The sequence below is a fragment of the Paenibacillus sp. J22P51 genome (assembly GCF_059692215.1).
On record NZ_JCAUAZ010000012.1, the window covers coordinates 105723 to 126121 of the forward strand.

12 protein-coding genes are annotated in these 20399 nt (G+C 43.6%); 11 read left to right on the forward strand and 1 reads right to left on the reverse strand.

Going from position 1 to position 20399, the window contains the following annotated elements:
- Positions 1 to 45 precede the first annotated feature (45 nt).
- Positions 46 to 3246 (forward strand): IPT/TIG domain-containing protein, encoded by a 3201-nt coding sequence (locus AC58QC_RS22655; protein ID WP_497417320.1) that lies wholly within the window; start codon positions 46 to 48, stop codon positions 3244 to 3246.
- Between the two features lie 152 nt (positions 3247 to 3398).
- Here the strand turns inward: AC58QC_RS22655 and AC58QC_RS22660 are convergent, their stop codons facing one another.
- Positions 3399 to 5291 (reverse strand): glycosyltransferase, encoded by a 1893-nt coding sequence (locus AC58QC_RS22660; protein ID WP_497417321.1) that lies wholly within the window; start codon positions 5289 to 5291, stop codon positions 3399 to 3401.
- Positions 5292 to 5656: 365 nt separating this feature from the next.
- Here AC58QC_RS22660 and AC58QC_RS22665 point away from each other — a divergent pair, with 365 nt between their 5' ends.
- From AC58QC_RS22665 to argD, 10 genes are all read left to right on the forward strand, one after another.
- Entirely contained in the window at positions 5657 to 8893 is a 3237-nt protein-coding gene (locus tag AC58QC_RS22665) for a methyltransferase domain-containing protein (RefSeq protein ID WP_497417322.1), read from the forward strand.
- A 240-nt stretch (positions 8894 to 9133) separates the two neighbouring features.
- On the forward strand, positions 9134 to 9331 hold the full coding sequence (locus AC58QC_RS22670; protein ID WP_028556842.1) for a cold shock domain-containing protein: 198 nt from the start codon (positions 9134 to 9136) through the stop codon (positions 9329 to 9331).
- A 170-nt stretch (positions 9332 to 9501) separates the two neighbouring features.
- On the forward strand, positions 9502 to 10050 hold the full coding sequence (gene hpf / locus AC58QC_RS22675; protein ID WP_497417323.1) for a ribosome hibernation-promoting factor, HPF/YfiA family: 549 nt from the start codon (positions 9502 to 9504) through the stop codon (positions 10048 to 10050).
- A gap of 285 nt (positions 10051 to 10335) precedes the next feature.
- Positions 10336 to 12855, forward strand: a complete 2520-nt coding sequence (secA, locus tag AC58QC_RS22680) for a preprotein translocase subunit SecA (RefSeq protein ID WP_497417324.1) — start codon at positions 10336 to 10338, stop codon at positions 12853 to 12855.
- A 56-nt stretch (positions 12856 to 12911) separates the two neighbouring features.
- A protein-coding gene (prfB, locus tag AC58QC_RS22685) for a peptide chain release factor 2 (RefSeq protein WP_497417325.1) occupies positions 12912 to 14025 on the forward strand; the annotation gives its coding sequence in 2 pieces (ribosomal slippage) (positions 12912 to 12983 and positions 12985 to 14025; 1113 coding nt in all).
- A 413-nt stretch (positions 14026 to 14438) separates the two neighbouring features.
- A complete protein-coding gene (locus AC58QC_RS22690; protein ID WP_497417326.1) occupies positions 14439 to 15308 on the forward strand; it encodes a YitT family protein in 870 nt (289 codons plus the stop codon).
- A 494-nt stretch (positions 15309 to 15802) separates the two neighbouring features.
- Positions 15803 to 16852: an N-acetyl-gamma-glutamyl-phosphate reductase gene (argC, locus tag AC58QC_RS22695; RefSeq protein WP_497417327.1), complete on the forward strand. Its 1050-nt coding sequence runs from the start codon at positions 15803 to 15805 to the stop codon at positions 16850 to 16852.
- A gap of 31 nt (positions 16853 to 16883) precedes the next feature.
- Positions 16884 to 18110 (forward strand): bifunctional glutamate N-acetyltransferase/amino-acid acetyltransferase ArgJ, encoded by a 1227-nt coding sequence (gene argJ, locus AC58QC_RS22700; protein ID WP_497417328.1) that lies wholly within the window; start codon positions 16884 to 16886, stop codon positions 18108 to 18110.
- Between the two features lie 34 nt (positions 18111 to 18144).
- Positions 18145 to 18915, forward strand: a complete 771-nt coding sequence (gene argB / locus AC58QC_RS22705) for an acetylglutamate kinase (RefSeq protein ID WP_497417376.1) — start codon at positions 18145 to 18147, stop codon at positions 18913 to 18915.
- Positions 18916 to 19189: 274 nt separating this feature from the next.
- A complete protein-coding gene (argD, locus tag AC58QC_RS22710) occupies positions 19190 to 20386 on the forward strand; it encodes an acetylornithine transaminase (RefSeq protein ID WP_497417329.1) in 1197 nt (398 codons plus the stop codon).
- The last annotated feature ends 13 nt before the right edge of the window (positions 20387 to 20399 follow it).

Sequence of the window (20399 nt, forward strand, 5' to 3'; positions counted from 1 at the left end):
TGCTATTGTTTTTTTTATTTCTAGTATAAAAGGGGAGGAAGAACAATGAAAAGAATTCACAAGAATTTTTTGCTTACAATGGTCTTAATTTTAGCTTTTAGCGGATTTTCTGTTCCGCTCACATCAAAAGCCAATGCTGCAGTGAATGATTATGTAACGGTTTCAAAAAGTGTTAACCCGACTACCATTACTACCGAGCAAGAAGCCGAAGTTACATTAAATATTAAGGGGACACCGCCAGCTAACATAATTATGCCCAATGATGTCATTCTGATTATTGATAAATCTGGTAGTATGGGTACTAGTTATGGTAACGGTGTTACCAAGATGAGCGCCGCTAAAGATGCAGCAAAAGGCTTTATTGATCTTATGGATCTAACAAAGCATGAGGTTGGCATAGTGGATTTTAGTTCAGAAGGTGTAACAGGCACGTTTCCACTAACAACTGATGCAGCTGCTGCAAAAAGCTACATTAACACCTTATCTGCTAATGGAGCTACAGCAACTGGTTATTCAATTGATCAAGCCATAGCGTTGCTTTCCAACCATCGTCCTGATGCGCAGCCAGTCATTGTTATCATGACTGATGGCGAAGCTACTCTGCCTAGTCAAAATCCATATGAGTATGCATTACAGAATGCGCAGCTTGCAAAAGACGCAGGTATTGTATTTTACACAATTGCTTTGCTATCGCCTACTGATAATCCAGATACCAGTGGTCCTAATATTTTATTAAAACAAATGTCTACAACAGAACAGCATCATCACTTTGTTCTTGGTACAACAGGATTATCGGAGATTTACACCAATATCGTAAAAGAGATTGGTGTAGCAAGTGCATATAATGTTGTTGTTACCGATACTGTTTCTTCTGATTTTGATATTGTACCGGGTTCCTACGATAACAATATCCCAAAACCAACAGTATCAGGAAATACATTAACTTGGAATTTTCAAGAGTTAAAAAATAATGATCTTGTTTTTAAATATAAGATCAAACCTAAGGATCCTAATAAAGCAGGAACACTTTCAGTATCCACTTCCACATCGAACATTACTTACAACGACTACGCCGGTGCAAATCGTTCTAAGTTAATACCTAATACTTACATAAATGTAACTTTTCCAGCTCCAACAATTACATCAATAGTAAATGATAATGGAAGTCCTGTAGGAGGAGAAACAGTCACAATAAACGGTTCTAAGTTTAGACCAGGTGCTACTGTTACTTTTGGTTATACTGATGCATTAAATGTTAATGTTGTGAGTAGCGATCAGATTACTGTAACTGTTCCAGGAGGAGCTCAAGGAACAGTTACAGTAACAGTTACCAATCCAGACAGCCAAAAAACAACTACAAATTATCAATATAAAGCGGATCCTGTTGTTACATTAATACAGCCCAATAATGGGCCTTTAGATGGTGGAAATCTTGTAGCGTTCACTGGGAAATACTTCATGAGTGGCATAACCGTAAAATTCGGTGGCGTTGCCGCTCAGACTTTCTTGAATGCTAGCTCAACTTATCTGAAAGTGTATGCCCCTGCTTCTACTACGGAAGGTCCAGTTGATATTTCCCTTGAAAACCCAGATGGAACAAATTTAACGATATCAGGCGGTTATACCTATAACGCACCTCCGATAGTTAAGTTAGAAATCAATTCGGTTAGCCCGAATACAGGTCTAGTTTCTGGTGGAGACGGTGTTAATATTATAGGGACGAAAATCGAAAATGGTGCGAAAGTTTATTTTGGCAATGACGAAGCGCCCATCGCTACTTATTACTCAAGTGAAAAAATCAAAGTAACTTCACCTCAGGTTGCAAATGCAGGAGCTGTAGATGTAAAAATTGTAAATCCAGATAATACAACTGCGACATTGGCTAATGGATTTACATATAATGCTTTGCCCGTAGTACCTGCTCCGAGTATTTCAAATATCTCACCTAACTCTGGGCCTACGATTGGTGGCACAGTAGTTACTATTACTGGAACAAATTTTGTTAATGGAATGAATGTATTTTTTGGATCGATACAGGTACCTATATCAACTTTTACTTCTACTTCAAAAGTTAAAGTTCTATCTCCTGTATCAAGTGTCGAAGAAACTGTAGATGTAAAAGTGGTAAATCCGGATGGACAAGAATATACATTGGTTTCAGGATTTACATTTATTGCACCACCACCACCGCCATCACCGGTTATTACAAATTTAACTCCGAATAGTGGTATAACGACCGGAGGAGAATTTATATCTATTGACGGGCAGAATTTTATAAATGGAGCAAAAGTTTATTTTGGAAATAATGAAGCAATAGTAGCTAGATTTACTTCGAGTTCGAACTTAACAGCCACTGCTCCGGCTGCCGTAGCTGAAGGACTCGTAGATGTAAGAATTGTGAATCCGGATGGGCAAGGGGGTACTTTAAAAGGAGGTTATACTTATCTTGCACCACCACCTGTGCCGGCCCCGCAAATTACTTCTATAACCCCTAACAAAGGATTTGTACAGGGTGGAGAGGGAATAACTATTATTGGGGCTAATTTTCAACAAGGTGCTTCAGTAACATTTGGGTCAACAACTGTAAATGCAGTCTTTAAAAGTACAATAAAAGTTGTGGTAATTGCTCCTTCATCTACTAGCACCGGGGCGGTAGATGTGACCGTTACCAACCCTGACGGACAAAGCTTCACTCTAACACAAGGGTATACCTATGAACAACTAGTTCCAACTGTGACTAGCTTGACCCCAAGTAACGGTCCTTTAGCGGGAGGTACTGTAGTCACTATTGACGGAACAAACTTTGATCCTAGTATGACAATCAGCTTAAATGGCAAACCAGTTCCTATTAGTACCTATTATGGAAGCACTAAAGTAAAGATCATTACTCCAAGCAGCACTACTTCCGGATCAGTTCCACTAGTAATTAAATCACCATCAGGGGGAACGGCGGCGAGTACATTTACGTATGATGCTCCACCTGCAGCCCCTGCACCAGTAATTACTAGTCTGAGTGTAACAAACGGATCTGTTGCTGGCGGAACTGTTGTTAGCCTAACTGGTTCAGGGTACGTATCAGGGCTTAAAGTTTACTTTGGGTCTGCATTAGCCCAAGTAGCAACTTATTACGCAGGAGGACTCAAAGTCAAAGTAATTGCACCTGCAGGAAGCCTTGGTTTCACGGGAGTTAAGGTAGTGAATCCTGACGGTCAAGAAAGCAATATTGTTCAATACGAATATAAATAATATACTTGATTACTTATAGAGAAAGCCTGTTGATTTTTATCAACAGGCTTTCTTTTATTTACGATGATTTAATTAAATGTCGCGTTAATACGATATAATGTGGAGGAATAAGTTATAAAAACGATTGAGGTGTATGATTTGCTCCGTTGCTATTATTGCAGAAAGTTACATTCGGACAGATCAGGAAATTGCTTTAAGTATATCGAAGCAAAGTTACGGTAAGTTTCTTCATCTGCATTTTCCCTGATTAACCCAATGACATCAACAGAAGGTTCGATATTGAACGATGCTTCTAGAAAAGTGTAAGCTTCTTCCGCATTTCCTAAACTAAAATACCATATTCCAACATTTTTTAGGCCTTCGGCATGGAGCAATTCGTTCTCTAGAAGGACACTATACAGGTCGAGGGCCTGCTCATTAAGTCCTACATGGAAAAACCAGTCTGCCATACGGTTTAAGATGATTTCATTTGCCATATTTTTCATAAGCGTTAAATAGATCTCCGAATATCTGTAACGCCATAGCAGTTGTAGCGCTTGCGTAAACTTATCCTCTTGATGTGTTAGGACAGCAGTATTCCAAGATTTATTATCTATTGCCAGCAGGGCCTGTTCCACTATGGCAACGCAGACAGTGGAGTCTTCGATCGCTGCGTGAGCTATCGAAATGTCTTGCTGTGCAATGGCAACTGCAATTGCCAGTGAATCTTCTAAGGATGCCTGCTGAAGAGAAGATATAGTGAACTGGGACAAATTGTGGAGCAGCAAATCTTGTTGGACGATGTCAGTATCATCCAAACGGAAATTGAGTTCCTTCATATTCTCTGAATACTTGGAAGCTAGCTCAAAGCTACCAATATTCAATGCCATTTTATGTAATAAAATTTTATTTATGGGCTGGTGAAGGGGATATAGTTGTTCAATAATATCCATCACTTGATTGCTTGATTCTGTTTGAAGCATATAATCCATTAATTTTTGTAGTACAGCGTAATTTTTTGGCTGAAGCTGGAGCGTTTTCACCCAATGATGGATCGCACCTGTGATATCATCTTTTCTGCGCCTTATTTCAGCAATAGATTGATGTGGAACAATCCTTCCGAACGACGGCTTCACAATCCAATATGGTGAACCTTTCATTTCAGCTTCCTCTGCAATTTGAATACACTGCTGAAATACACACTCTGCAGCGTTCCAAAGCCCGAGAGTTTCAAATAAAATGCCTTCCATACACAGGAAATCCGTTCGATCAGGCATTAATTTAATGGCTGTTCGAATACTTTCATGCGCTCTCGCGTAATGACCCTTTTTCATTTCAATGGTGATAAGACTTTCGAGTAGATAAAAATACCACGTATCTGTTGGGTTGCTGTATTCCAAGGATTTTCGGTAAACTTCCAGTGCTTCATCCTCACGTTTGGCGCTTGCATATTCATTGCCGAGAATAAAGCAGAAATAAGGGTTATTCCGCTTATCGCCTACGTTCATTTTCTCCAATATGGACAAATTGCGTTCTGATTTATTCTTTTCCTGAACGAACGGTGTCGTGTAACCAGTGTGATAAATAACAAATGGATATGCTGTGAACAAAGGTGTACCGAAGTCTGATGTTAACTGCTCGTGAATTGGTTCGACATATCGAGTGGATCGGTCATTGAGAAAAAGGCGTGCTCCTGTCGATTCGATTACATTTGATTCGTCATAACCACTGCCGCCATAATTCAAAATTTTCAGCAAAAATCCACAAGGCTTATTGCTCTTATACTCCAGCAAATATTGTCTAAGATTATCATGATCAGTGGGCTGCACATACTCATCTGCATCAAGAATTAATATCCAACGCCCTGAAGCATGTCGGATTGATTCGTTCCGTGCAACAGCGAAATCGCTTGTCCATGTAAAATCAAATACTTTATCTGTATGACGGGCTGCAATAGCTTTGGTTTGATCCGTTGACCCGGTATCGACAACAATAATTTCATCGACTAGGGTTTTGGCACTCAGAAGACATCGTTCAAGTACTTTTTCTTCATTTTTAACAATCATACAGAGTGAAAGAAGGGGCTTCATTTATTTCCTCCAAGGAGATGAATTAGGCGAGTCACTTTTATTATCGGTATTTGCTAGGTTTTAATTAGTAAAATGTTTTTAGCCATATCAACGAATGTTGAAAAATATTATATAAATAGTATAGTTTTAAATTCGATTTTTGTCGTTCAAATTTAAATTCTAGGCTACACTGGTTTAAGGATATATGATTCATTAGACTACCAAGTCTAGTTGTAGAATACGATATAAATAAGTTGATTCATAGTTTGGAATATGATAGTACAAGATTATTCTTATTATTTTATTCATAGTTGTCGATATATGTCATAGGAATGAAATAGCAATGATGTGGGGGAGCATACGTGAAAACAAGCATAATATTGGCGACATATAACAAACTTGAGTATACGCAACAATGTATTCAAAGTATTAGAACGTATACTCCATCTGATGAATATGAAATAATTGTGGTAGACAATCATTCAACAGATGGAACAGTAGATTGGTTAAGACAGCAAGCTGATGTCATTTCTATTTTTAATGATGACAATCTGGGATTTCCAAAAGCTTGTAATCAGGGGATTCAAATTGCTAGTGGTGAGAATATCCTGCTGTTAAATAACGATACAATAGTGACTGGAAATTGGTTATCTAATCTGGTTTTATGCCTGTATCATAGCGATAATATAGGTGCTGTTGGAGCAGTTACTAACAACTGTTCTTACTATCAAAATATTGAAGTTGACTATCAATCATTAGAAGAAATGCACATATTTGCGGCTGGATATAATCATTCTAACCCTCTGATGTGGGAAGAAAGGTTAAAATTAATTGGCTTCTGCATGCTGGTTAAGAGATCTGTTGTCGATCAAATCGGATTACTAGATGAAATATTTACTCCTGGCAATTATGAAGATGATGATTATTCTTTACGAATTAGAAAAGCTGGGTATAAACTTATGCTTTGTAAAGACACGTTTATTCATCATTTTGGAAGTGTATCTTTTAGAGAAAATATTCCAATTTTCACAGATTTATTGATTAAAAACAAGTTGAAATTTATAGATAAATGGGAATATGATCCAGACGTAGACAACCTAATACGGCTAGATGTTCTAATGTTAATAAATAAACCAAAAGATACAGCAATTAGGGTGCTTGAAGTTGGATGCGCTTGTGGAGGAACTTTGCTTAAAGTGAAGAGTGAGTATCCAAATGCGAAGTTGTATGGGATTGAGACTAACCCAATAACTAGCAGGATATCTAATCTTGTCGCCCAAGTATCAGATCGACCTTTTGATGAATTCTTAGATGGCTATTCTGAGTCATATTTTGATATTGTTATTTTCGGTGATAACATCCATGCACTTGAAGAACCTGTTCATGTGTTGAATTTAGCTAGAAAGTGTTTAAAAGAAGATGGGATGCTCATTGCAAGTATTCCCAATCCAGCTCACTTTTCTGTGCTTAAAAAGAAAATGGACGGAGTATTGAATCAATCGGAAGTAAATCATTTGTCTCCAATGGATATTAACTTATTATTTGAAAATGCTGGTTATAAACATATAGAGATTAATTATACTACTTTGCCAAAACGAACAGAGGATGAACTTTTCTTAAAAGAATTAAATAGATTAAACGATGTTGGGATTTCTAAATATTATGAAGTATATAAATTCCTTGTGAGTGCGAGGAGATCAGAGAGTCAAGGAGATATGCTGATAATGGTTGAGTCGACAGAGAATAAAAGTCTGATAGAGTTATTACTTGAAATCGATAAGGAAAATAAAGTAGATGAGAATGCTAAAGAAATAGTTACAAGATTACAAGGCAATCGAGTTCTTCTTGAAGTGATGGAGCTCATTGATAAACAAGTTGAGAAAAAGATAGACATGTACAACATTCTAGCGGTTACTGGGTATGAAAACAAAAATTACGATTGTATACTACCCTTCCTTCAAAAGGCGCATGAACAAGACCCATTTCATAAAGATACACTTATTAATATAAGTATTGTTCTAACGGAATTTGGGGAAGCGGATTTGGCTTTAAGCTATGCAAATAAAATAAAGGATAAGAGTGACGATGTCATTGATTTAATACAAAATATAACTGATTCAATCAGGTTGGCAAAAAAAGCGGACGAGAATATTTTAGAAATCGAACAGAATGATGTCGTATTTACCGGTGAGAGGCTCGTAATCAATCAAGAAGTCAAAAATAATTACAATAATGTATTAGAAGAACATTTGCATAGATACCAATTAGCTTGTAAATATGCGGAGGGCAAAGTAATACTGGATGCCGCTTGCGGAGCTGGTTATGGAACGAAAATGCTTCAACAGGCAGGAGCAAAACTTGTAATGGGAGTAGACGTTTCAGAGGAATGTTTGGACAATGCGAAAAAAGTATACAGTGCTTCTAATGTTGATTTCGCTTATGGTGATGTAAATAAATTGCCTTTTGAAGATGCCAGCTTTGATGTTGTCGTTTCCTTTGAAACTATCGAACATATAGAGCGAGGTGCGAATTGGATTCGGGAATCTGCAAGGGTCCTCAAAGATGAAGGAGTATTCCTTGTCTCCACACCAAATCGAATGATTACAAATCCAGGTACATATTTTACAGAGCAGCCAATGAATCCTCATCATCGGTTTGAATATAGCGTCACTGAATTCGTAGGAGAGTTACTAAAGGAATATGATGTTCTGGAATTGTATGGCCAAACGTTTCAAAATGATCAAGAGTCCTATTATTCAAAAGTAATGCGGCAAGTCCGAAAAATGGATACACAATTTGTGCCTGTAAAGGCATCACAGGCAAAAGGGCATGAGTTAATTCCATTGGGTGAAGTAAAGGATATGCAGCCAATGTATGTAGTAGCTGTTTGCAGGAAAAAACGTAGTAAAGATGCGAAGTATTCGATTCAAGTTACACCTGATGCAACTATATTCACTAATACTGTGAACAAAAGACAAACCAATCAACAAATCCCTTTTTACAAACTTGGAAAGAATTCTTTTGTAGCTAGCGGATGCGAGATTGTAGGTGCTGAAGCAATTTCAATTGGCGACAACGTTTTTATAAAAAAGGATTGCTGGTTAAATATTGCTTTGAATAATTTTCAAGGTGAGCCTCGAATTATTATTGATGATGGATGTCAAATAGGTAAAAACTTTACTGTTTCCGTTGCAAATAAGGCTGTCTTGGAGAAGAATGTTATTGTTGGTCCTAATGTTTATATTGCCGATTGCGGGCATGCTTATGAAGATATTACGTTGCCAATAATGCATCAAGGTGTTACATCGACCACTAATGAAGTTACGATTGGAGAAGGTTCTTGGCTGGGAATTAACACTGTAATAGTAGGCAATGTTCACATAGGTAAGGGATGCGTCATAGGGGCTAACACTTTCATAAATAAAGATATTCCTGACTATAGTGTAGTTGTTGGTAATCCTTCAAGAGTAATTAAAATGTACGACACGCTAACGAGTAATTGGGTGAAAGTACGCGATGAGGAACAAATTCAAGAGATTTTGAATAAACGAATGGAGAAACCGTTGCCATCTATTGTACCAAATGTAACCTGTGGATAATGTGCACAACTCTGTGCATAACTTTGTGAATAAGTTGTAAAGGAGCCCGACACGACAGGATTCTACAAATTCCGCAGTTATCCACGGATTGTATATACACGAATTTTCAGAAATATTAATTTCCGATAAAGTTAGAAATTGACAGGCCAAGCGGATCGGTGTTATAGTCGGAATGTAAGGGTTTACATTTCTCTGCTCTTATCATTTTATATTTTTTAAAACGAAAGGATTGTGTACGTTATGCAAGGTAAAGTGAAATGGTTTAACGCAGAAAAAGGCTATGGTTTCATCGAGCGTGAAGATGGTGGAGATGTATTCGTTCATTTCTCAGCGATTCAGTCCGAAGGCTTTAAAACGCTGGACGAAGGTCAAGCTGTTGAGTTTGACATCGTAGAAGGCGCACGCGGACCACAAGCAGCAAACGTAAGCAGACTATAATTATTTGGCACGCGTTGTGCCATCGCATACACCTACGAACAAAGTCACCCTGGGGATTAACCTGGGGTGTTTTTTATATTTTGCCAAAAAAATTTAGATCGGTATTTAAAGGAATTATGAAGATGGGGTGGAATGTAGTATAATGTAAGAAGGAAGGGAGATGTTTAACTATGGAAATTAGCATTCGCGGAGAACACCTTGAAGTTACTGAAGCCCTCGGAGACTATGTCGTCAAGAAGTTGAATAGACTTGAGAGGTATTTTGAAGCTCCCCTTACATCCGATGTACAAGTAAAGCTAAGTGTGGTTAAAGGTCTTCAAGCCATCGAGGTAAGCATCCCACTAACAGGCGTGCTACTGCGAGCAGAGGAACGCAACACCGATATGTACGCATCCATTGATTTGGTTGTGGACAAATTAGAGCGTCAAATTCGTAAGCACAAAACAAAAACGAATCGTAAAATTCGCCAAGATGGCGGCAAGCGTGATTTGTTCAAGGTAGAAGTCGCAGCAGCTTCCTATATGGAAGAAGAAGAGGACTTCGAACTCGTACGTAACAAACGCTTCAATTTGAAGCCGATGGACGTGGAAGAAGCGATTCTCCAGATGAATATGGTGGGTCATAACTTCTTTGTTTTCTCGAATATGGAAACAGACACGGTCAACGTCGTGTACAAACGGGACGACGGCAAGTACGGCCTAATTGAACCGGCGATGTAATGCATAAACAATTTGCCTAATAAATTCATCAACATTCCTATACAAATGATCAAGTGAGCTTAATTCGATAACATCGGATTAAGCTTTTTCTTATCGTGCACAAGTCATTAATACCTGTATGCATGTTAATAGCATCTCCATTTCATACTAAGAAATACGGGAAAGCATGGTTTCTAAGTCCTATTTATATAGGTTTTATAAGGAAGCGATCGCACGTTTGTTGCGACAAGACAGTCATAAGTGGTACAATTTAAGGATACGAATGCAAGGGAAAGGGGTTCACCGATGCTAGGACTAGTGAAGAAAATTTTTGGTGATTCCAATGAACGGGAGATTAAACGGATGCTCAAGGCCGTTGACTACATCAACGAGCTTGAAGCTGGCATTAAGCCGCTGTCCGATGAAGAGTTAAAAGGGAAAACAATAGAGTTCAGAGAACGCCTTGAGAAAGGCGAAGAACTCGATGATTTATTGCCAGAGGCTTTCGCGGTTGTTAGGGAAGCGGCTTGGCGTGTTCTAGGTAAACGTCACTATGACGTTCAACTCATCGGAGGTATGGTGCTGCATGAAGGCCGTATCGCGGAGATGAGAACAGGGGAAGGGAAAACACTCGTTGGAACACTCCCCGTTTATTTGAATGCACTGCTAGGTAAAGGCGTACACGTTGTAACCGTCAATGATTATTTGGCACAGCGGGATAGCGGCGAAATGGGTCAAATTTATGAGTTCCTCGGCTTAACCGTTGGGGTTAACTTGCATGACTTGTCACATGAAGAGAAGCAAGCCGCTTATGCTTGTGATATTACGTATGGAACGAATAACGAATACGGGTTTGACTACCTGCGTGACAACATGGTGCTGTACAAAGAGCAGATGGTTCAACGTCCGCTGTACTATGCGGTTATCGATGAGGTGGATTCCATTCTGGTCGATGAAGCGAGAACGCCATTGATCATTTCGGGACAAGCTGCGAAATCGACAGATATGTACTTCACGGCTGACCGTTTCGTGTCGACGCTGAAGGAAGAAGAAGACTACACGATCGATATCAAAGTACGTTCTGTTGCTTTGACGGAAGAAGGTGTAGCGAAGGGTGAGCGTGTATTTGGGATCGAGAACTTATTCGATCATCAAAACGTAAACATCAACCACCACATCACACAAGCGCTCAAAGCACGTTTCATTATGAAACGTGACGTAGATTACGTCGTTCAAGAAGAAGAAGTTATGATCGTTGATGAATTTACAGGCCGTATTATGACAGGCCGTCGCTATAGTGATGGGTTGCATCAAGCCATTGAGGCCAAAGAGCAGCTACAGGTTCAGAATGAGAGCATGACTCTTGCAACGATTACGTTCCAGAACTATTTCCGTATGTACCGCAAGTTAGCGGGAATGACGGGAACGGCGAAGACGGAAGAAGAAGAGCTTAAGAAAATCTACGGCCTTGAAGTTATTATCGTTCCGACGAACCGTCCAATGATTCGTAAGGATATGCCGGATGTCGTTTATAAGTCAGAGAATGGTAAGTTCAGAGCCGTCGTTGAGCAAATTGTAGAGCGTCATAAGCTGAATCAACCCGTTCTTGTCGGTACAGTATCGATTGAGAACTCTGAGAAGCTTTCGGATATGCTGAAGAAGAAAGGTGTTCAACACAAAGTATTGAATGCCAAATATCATGCGGAAGAAGCGGAAATCGTTTCACGTGCGGGTCAACCAGGTTCGGTTACAATTGCGACGAACATGGCAGGCCGTGGTACCGACATTATGCTCGGTCAAGGCGTACATGAAGCAGGCGGCTTGCATATCATAGGTACAGAACGTCATGAGAGCAGACGGATCGATAATCAGCTGCGTGGACGTGCGGGACGTCAAGGTGACCCAGGTTCTTCGCAATTCTACCTTTCCCTTGAGGATGAGTTGATGAAACGATTCGGCGCTGAAAATATTATGGCGATGATGGACCGTCTTGGGATGGAAGAAGATCAGCCAATTGAGAGCAAATTGATCTCCCGTGCCGTGGAATCTGCTCAAAAACGCGTTGAAGGCAACAACTTCGACGTGCGTAAAGTCGTCCTTCAATATGACGATGTTATGAATCAACAACGTGAAATTATATATAAACAGCGCCGCGAGCTGCTGGAGTCCGAGAATATCCGCGAGGTTATCGAAGGCATGATCAGCGCAGTGATCGAGCGTGTCGTGAAAGCACATTGTCCTGAAGAGCAAATTCCGGAAGAGTGGGAACTGCAAGAAGTTGCGAACTTTGTAAATAACAACTTATTGCATGACGATGCTCAAATCACGGATCAAGACATTTGGGGCAAAGAGCAACTGGAGATCATCGATCAAATCAAAGCACTAGTAAGCAAACGTTATGATGAGCGTGAAACGGAAATTGGCGCAGAGTTCATGCGTGAATTTGAAAAAGTCGTAGCGCTTCGTGCGGTAGATAGCAAATGGATGGATCACATCGATGCGATGGATCAATTGCGCCAAGGTATTCACCTACGTGCTTACGGTGGTACGGATCCGCTTCGTGAATATCAATTCGAAGGCTTCGAGATGTTCCAAGAGATGATCGAGAACATTCGTGAAGAAGTCGCGATGTATATCATGAAAGCACACGTACAGAGCAACCTGGAGCGCCAAGCGGTCGCAGAAGGTCAGGCTGTTGACACGAAGAATGAAGCTGGCGGCAAGAAGCCATTGGTACGCGATGAAGAGCAGCGTATCGGACGCAACGATCCATGTCCATGCGGCAGCGGTAAGAAGTTCAAGCAATGCCACGGGCAAGGCATGTAGGGCAATCTAACAACCTTGTCTACGTACAAGCAAGAAGAATAAACGAGGTGTAAGACATGCTAGAACCAGAAGTGAAACAAGACTTAAGAGAAACAGCGAAGCGACTAACCGAATTACGGGGGTCTCTTTGACTTAGATCATAAGCTAGAAGCGATCGGGGATTATGAGGAAAAAATGGGCGCGCCGGACTTCTGGGACAATAATGAACGTGCCCAGAAGACCATCGCAGACCTCAACGCCATCAAGAGTGTCGTTGATGAGTTCCATAGCTTCTCGAACGCCTTTGATGATCTGCAGGTCATGGTCGAGCTGGAGGAAGAAGAAAGCGATGCTGGCCTCGTGAAGGACATTGAAGATGGCATCGCGGCTCTCATCAAGAAGCTCGAGTCCTTCGAGCTGGGCTTGCTCCTCAATCAGCCGTACGACCGGCTGAATGCCATCCTCGAGCTGCACCCAGGCGCCGGCGGCACCGAGTCGCAGGATTGGGCAGAGATGTTGCTGCGCATGTACCGCCGCTGGGCGGAGAAGCGGGGCTACAAAGTCGAGGTACTCGACTATTTGCCTGGCGACGAAGCTGGCGTGAAGAGTGTCACGCTGCAGATCACTGGCTTCAACGCCTACGGCTACTTGAAGGCAGAGAAGGGCGTGCATCGACTCGTCCGGATCTCGCCGTTTGACGCCTCTGGCCGTCGTCACACTTCGTTTGCATCGTGTGACGTGATGCCAGAGATCGAAGACGACACCGACGTAGGCGAGATCCGCTCCGAGGATCTCAAGATCGATACGTACCGCGCAAGCGGCGCCGGTGGTCAACACATTAACACGACGGATTCGGCTGTGCGGATTACGCACATCCCGACAGGCGTCGTGGTGAGCTGTCAGCAAGAGCGCTCGCAGATCAAGAACCGCGAGAAAGCGATGAAGATGCTTCGATCCAAGCTCTATGAGCGGAAGATCGAAGAGCAATTGAAGCACCTAGCCGAGATTCGCGGCGAGCAGTCGGATATTGCATGGGGCAGCCAGATTCGCTCCTATGTCTTCCATCCGTACAGTATGGTGAAGGATCATAGAACCTCAGCTGAGACCGGCAACGTTGGAGCAGTCATGGACGGGGATCTAGATACTTTCATTGATGCGTACTTGCGTCATCAAATTCGTAAGCCAGAGTAACAACTAAAAGTCAAGGCAAGCTGTTTGGCGAGCTTATGCATGCATAGCGTAGTAATGGATGATCCTACACCTATTGGGTGTAGGATTTTTATTGACTTCGTAGGCCCAGACCCCTAGTTTCCCGTAGCACATTGGAAAAATCCATTAGAAGTACTCAAATTGGCTGTCTTGTATGTGATTTGATTGGATAAATCCATTCAAAACTTCGAAATGCCACTTTTTCGAGCAAAATTCGATGATCTCATTGGGACTTATCCAATGGAACAGCTAATTCCTGCCGATTTTTGCTCATTCCACTGGATAAATCCAATGTATGAGGGAAGGATGCATTCATCGAGGACTACAGTACCCAAGCAAGTTATCATAGCTTATATTTTTACAATTGTAGGAAGATAAACGAAGGAGGACCACTTGTGTCCAGAAGAGAACCGCGCATACAGATCGGAAGTCCGAGTCATACCGCTTTCGAATACATATTACTCATTGTCGGATCGCTGATTATGGCGGCGAGTTTTAACAGCTTTTTGAACCCGAACCAGATTGCAACAGGCGGGGTTTCGGGGATCTCCACCATTTTGCAGGAAGTCACCAAAATAAACCCTGCGTACACACAGTGGGCGCTCAATATTCCGATTTTACTGTTAGCAATATGGTTACTCGGGAAGAAATTCGGCATTAAAGCCATCGTGGGATCGGTTATTTTCCCATTCTGCGTTCTCATTACAAGTCACTTAGGTGTACCGACACATAATCCACTACTAGCTGCTGTATATGGAGGCATCGGCGTGGGTTTGGGTCTGGGTATCGTCTTTAAAGGTCGAGGATCTACAGGTGGATTGGGCTTGGCTGCTCAAATCCTGCATAAATACTCAGGCTTAAGCCTTGGCTTCTCGGTCGCCATATTTGATGGCCTCGTCATTATCAGCTCTGCGTTGGTGTTTACCCCAGAAAATGCGTTGTATGGGATGATAGGCTTATTTGTCACCACCAAGACCATTGATATCGTACAGCTCGGCTTCAATTATGCCAAAGTGGCCTTTATTATTTCGGATCATACGGATGCCATTCGTAAGGCGATTTTGTACGATTTGGATCGCGGCTTAACAGAGCTCAGCGGATCAGGCGGATATACAGGGGAATCGCGGACAGTTATGATGGTCGTTGTGAAACAGAATGAAGTTAGTCGCCTGAAAACACTGGTTCAATCTGTGGATCCGCAAGCTTTCGTGATTTTGAGTGAAACGAATGAAGTGTTGGGAGAAGGATTTAAGCGCCACGCGTAGTGGAAGGTTGAAGAACATCAAGGAAAGCCTCCTGTTAGGGCTCAGGTTTCTGCTATCAAGTGTGGAGAAACTAGAGAGTAACGGGAGGTTTTTTACTTATTTGTGGATAACTTGTTGGTAATCTGTGCATAAATACTGAAGTTGTCCACAGCATGTAGGTAAGTATGTGAATAACTATGAATTGAATAACATAATTTGCCTTCTTACTAAAGAGTTTGGGATAATGGATAGGGTGCGGTGGTGGGGTGTTTGATGGTAATGGCAAAGATTTATGCACGTATTACACAGAAATGATGCATAATGTGCATAATTCTAAATATAGTCAGACTATTCCGTTAATAAAAACACAGTCGATTTCTGCCTGTCAAAGCCTTGAACCGCCTTAATGTAATGCGAATGCGGTATCACGAAACATGCAAAAAAATTCATTGAATTATTATGTATACAAATGTATAATAATACATATATTTTCGGAACATCGGGAGGGCATGGGAATGAGTCAGAGCATTAGAGCGGCTATTATTGGAGCTACAGGGTATGGTGGTGTGGAATTGATTCGTCTTTTGCAGGCGCATCCACTAGTACATATTACATCCGTGATTTCAACATCGAATGCAGGAGCGCCGCTTGCGGAGCATTTTCCACATTTGCAGGAAGTCGTTGTGGATATCCTCGATGTACTTGATGTTGACCTCATTGCAGGTAAGGCGGACGTTGTGTTCTTGGCCACACCAGCGGGTGTGAGCGCAGGGCTTTCTCCAAAGCTGCTCGCAGCAGGCTTGAAGGTTATTGATATTTCAGGGGATTTGAGATTGAAGTCCGCTAGCGACTATGAAAAATGGTACAATAAACCGGCCGCGTCCGAAGAAGCGTTGGCACGTTCGATTTACGGTTTATCCGAAGTGTTCGGGGATGAAGTAGAGGGCAGCGATCTGATCGCGAACCCAGGTTGTTACCCAACAGCGACACTGCTAGGTCTTATTCCTGCGGTTGAAGCGGGATGGATTGATCCATCTACGATTATTATTGATGCCAAATCCGGCGTATCCGGTGCGGGGCGCAGTGCTAGTCTGGGCTTCCACTATCCAGAAGTGAATGAGAATTTATCGGCTTACAAAATAAACAAACATCAGCATATACCGGAAATCGAGCAAGCGCTGAGTCGCATTGCAGGGAAACCGGTTGTGACGACGTTTACGACACATCTCGTGCCGATGACGCGTGGGATTATGGCGACGATGTATGCAACGCTAACAGGTGAGCATACGGCTGAAGAGTTCATCGAAAAGTATCGTCAGTACTATGAAGGCCGCAAATTCGTACGGATTCGCCCGCTAGGGAAATATCCGTCAACGAAAGAAGTAACAGGATCGAATTTCTGTGATATCGGCTTTGCCGTGGATGAGCGTACAGGGCGCGTAACGATCGTGTCGGTCATCGACAATGTCGTGAAGGGCGCTGCAGGACAAGCGATTCAGAATTTAAATATTATGCAAGGCTGGGACGAGACGACAGGGTTGTTGTTCGCACCGGTATATCCATAACTAGAAGATGAGGATAGGTGAGTAAACGACAATGTCGGACCAAGTAAGCTTTACTGTCGTGCCAGAAGGCACAGTAACAACACCGAAGGGCTTTCGTGCAGGCGGACTGCACTGCGGATTAAAGAAGACGGAGCGCTATGATCTCGGCGCGATCCTTTGTGACGTACCCGCATCAGCGGCAGGGGTTTACACGCTGAACGCGTTTCAAGCGGCGCCACTGCGTGTGACGCAAGAAAGCATCGCCCACAGCGGCAAGCTGCAGGCGATGATCGTCAACAGCGGCAACGCGAACGCGTGCACCGGCCAGCAAGGCGAAGACGACGCTCGCGCAATGCGCGCGGCAAGTGCGAAGGCACTCGGCGTGGCGGAGCACCACGTCGGCGTGACGAGCACAGGCGTTATCGGCGAGCTATTGCCGATGGGCAAAGTGCTGAGCGGCATCGAGCAGCTGCCAGCGAAGCTGAAGCTAGACGGCGGCGAAGACTTCTGCCAGTCGATCCTGACGACGGATCTCGTCCAGAAGATGACGTGCGTCCGTGTTGTGGTTGGCGGCAGAGAGGTTCACATTGCCGGAGCGGCTAAGGGTTCGGGGATGATTCACCCGAACATGGCGACGATGCTCGGTTTCATGACAACCGACGTCGCGATTGAGAGCGAATACCTGCAGCTGTTGCTAAGCAGGATTACAGATAATACGTTCAACATGATCACAGTTGATGGAGACACAAGCACCAACGACATGGTCGTGGTGATGGCAAGCGGGCTTGCCGGCGGCGACTCCCTGCATCCGGGACACCCGGATTGGGATGCCTTCGCGGCTGGGTTCCAGTATGTTGGCGAATACCTCGCCAAAGCGATTGCACGAGACGGCGAAGGCGCGACGAAGCTGATCGAGACGACGGTTATCGGCGCGGAGAGCGACGATGCGGCTCGTAAGATCGTGAAGTCGATCATTGGATCGAGTCTTGTGAAGTCTGCTGTTTATGGCGCTGACGCGAACTGGGGCCGGATCATTGCAGCTGTCGGTTACTCTGGGCAGCCGGTGAACGTGAATACAGTCGATATTCGCCTTGGCGATATCGCGGTGCTTACGCAATCGCGTCCTGTGAAGTTCGACGAGGAAGCGGCACTCGCTTATTTGAAAACAGATACGATTCAAATTCATGTGAATTTACATATGGGTGAAGGCAAAGCAACCGGCTGGGGCTGTGACTTGACCTACGATTATGTGCGAATTAATGCAGCTTATCGAACGTAAAGGGGAAAGAGCAGTGAAGAACAATTGCTTTGTAATGAAATGCGGAGGCAGCACGCTTGCGGCGCTGCCTAGTAGTTTTTTTGAGGATATGCGCCAGTTACAATCCGAGGGAATTGTTATGGTCATCGTACATGGCGGCGGTCCTGCCATTTCAGATACGCTAGGGAAGCTGGGCATTGAGTCTGGCTTCGTAAATGGTTTGCGCGTAACGAATGAAGCGGTGCTTGACGTGGTCGAAATGGTGCTATCTGGTCAGATTAACAAAGAAATCGTACGCCGTATTCAATTAACGGGTGCGAAAGCGCTCGGTTTGTCCGGTGTGGATGGACATCTGATCGAAGCGAAGCCCGTAGCTAACAGCCATGAAGTCGGTCTTGTAGGCGATGTGACGAAGGTCAATGCGGAGCTGATTCAAGGGATCGTCGGCATGGGTTACATTCCGGTTATCGCACCAGTTGGTCTAGGTGCAGATGGCGGACAGCGGTACAACATCAACGCCGATACGGCGGCAGGTGCTGTAGCTTCTCACCTTGGTGTGGAGCAAATGGTTGTCGTGACGGATGTTCCCGGCATTATGAAGGTCGTGGATGGCGAGAAGCAAGTGCTTCCTGTTGTCAGCGTAGCCGAAATTGAAGAGATGATCACAAGTGGCGACATCTATGGCGGCATGATCCCGAAGGTTCGTGCAGCGATTGCTTGTATACAAGGGCAAGTGCAAGAAGTTGTTATCGTGAATGGCTCGGAACCAAACGTGTTAAGCAAGGTGCTGAAGGGCGAAGGCATCGGCACGCGCATCGTACGATAAGGGTGCACGGGTGACCGACTGAGTGTAACGGAACGTCGTTCCGCTATTTCATCGAAATCGGAGGAATTCGAATAGTTACGGAACGTGAGGGCGCTATTTTAGCTAAAATAGCTGCTTTCCCCTTGTTTCGGTGAAATAAGGGAATTACGTTCCGCAACGCAGGGATTTGCCCTAATCGCGCTCAAATAGCGTACTCACGTTCCATTAGAGTCGCGTTTTAGCACGGAGGGCAACCGTCCTATCAACCAATCAACCCCATAAGGAGGGAATGTATATGACAGAACAAGGGAAAAGCTCGTTATTTCCAACCTACGCCAGATATCCGATTACGCTAGTGAAGGGTGAAGGCAGCCGACTGTGGGATGACACTGGCAAGGAATACATCGATATGATGAGCGGGATCGCTGTTGCGGCTCTCGGGCATGCACCAAAAGCTGTGAAAGAGAAATTGATCGAGCAGCTGGATCAGCTGTGGCATGTGGGCAATCTTTTTCATATTCCGAACCAGGAAAAGCTGGCTGGCTTATTAACAGATAACAGCTGTGCGGACGCTGTATTTTTCTGTTCCACGGGAGCGGAAGCGAACGAGGCTGCGATCAAAATTGCCCGTCGCTACTCCCAAAAGGTGCTGAACAACGGTAAGTACGAGATCATCACGTTCAACATGTCCTTCCATGGGCGTACAATTGCTACATTAACAGCTACCGGTCAGGACAAAGTAAAGGAAGGATTCCTTCCGCTTCCAGAAGGCTTTGTCTATGCCGACTATAACGATATCGAGTCCGTGCGCCGTCTCGTGAACGACAAGACTTGTGCGGTCATGCTCGAGTTCGTGCAAGGGGAAGGCGGCGTATTGCCGGCTGATCCAGAGTTCGTGAAACAATTGGCTGAGCTATGCAAAGAGCATAATCTGCTCCTGATCGCGGATGAAATCCAGACGGGCGTAGGACGTACGGGTAAGCTTTTTGCCTATGAGCATTATGGTGTAGAGCCGGATATTTTCACATTAGCCAAAGGTCTTGGCGGTGGATTCCCGATCGGTGCGATGCTGAGCAAAGGTTACTTGGCGGAAGCGTTCAGCGCTGGAAGTCACGGTTCCACGTTCGGTGGCACCCCGATTGCAACCGCAGCGGCTCATGCGACACTAAGCACAATTATCGACAATCAATTAACTGATCGTGCTGCCGCGCTCGGCGAGTACACGGTGAATCAGTTAGAGAGCAAGTTGGCAGGCAATCCGCTTATCAAGAGTATTCGTGGTATTGGTCTCCTTATTGGCATCGAATGTACACAGCCAGCGGGCGAAATCATTAGCGAGATTCATAAGCAAGGTGTGCTAGTCATTCCAGCAGGCCCGAACGTAATTCGTTTGGTGCCAGCGTTAACGATACCTCAAGAAGATTTGGATCAGGCGTTAGAAGTTGTGTGCGGTGTCCTCTCCCAGAAGGCATCCACCATCAGTGGCGTCTAACCGAAGTTTATCG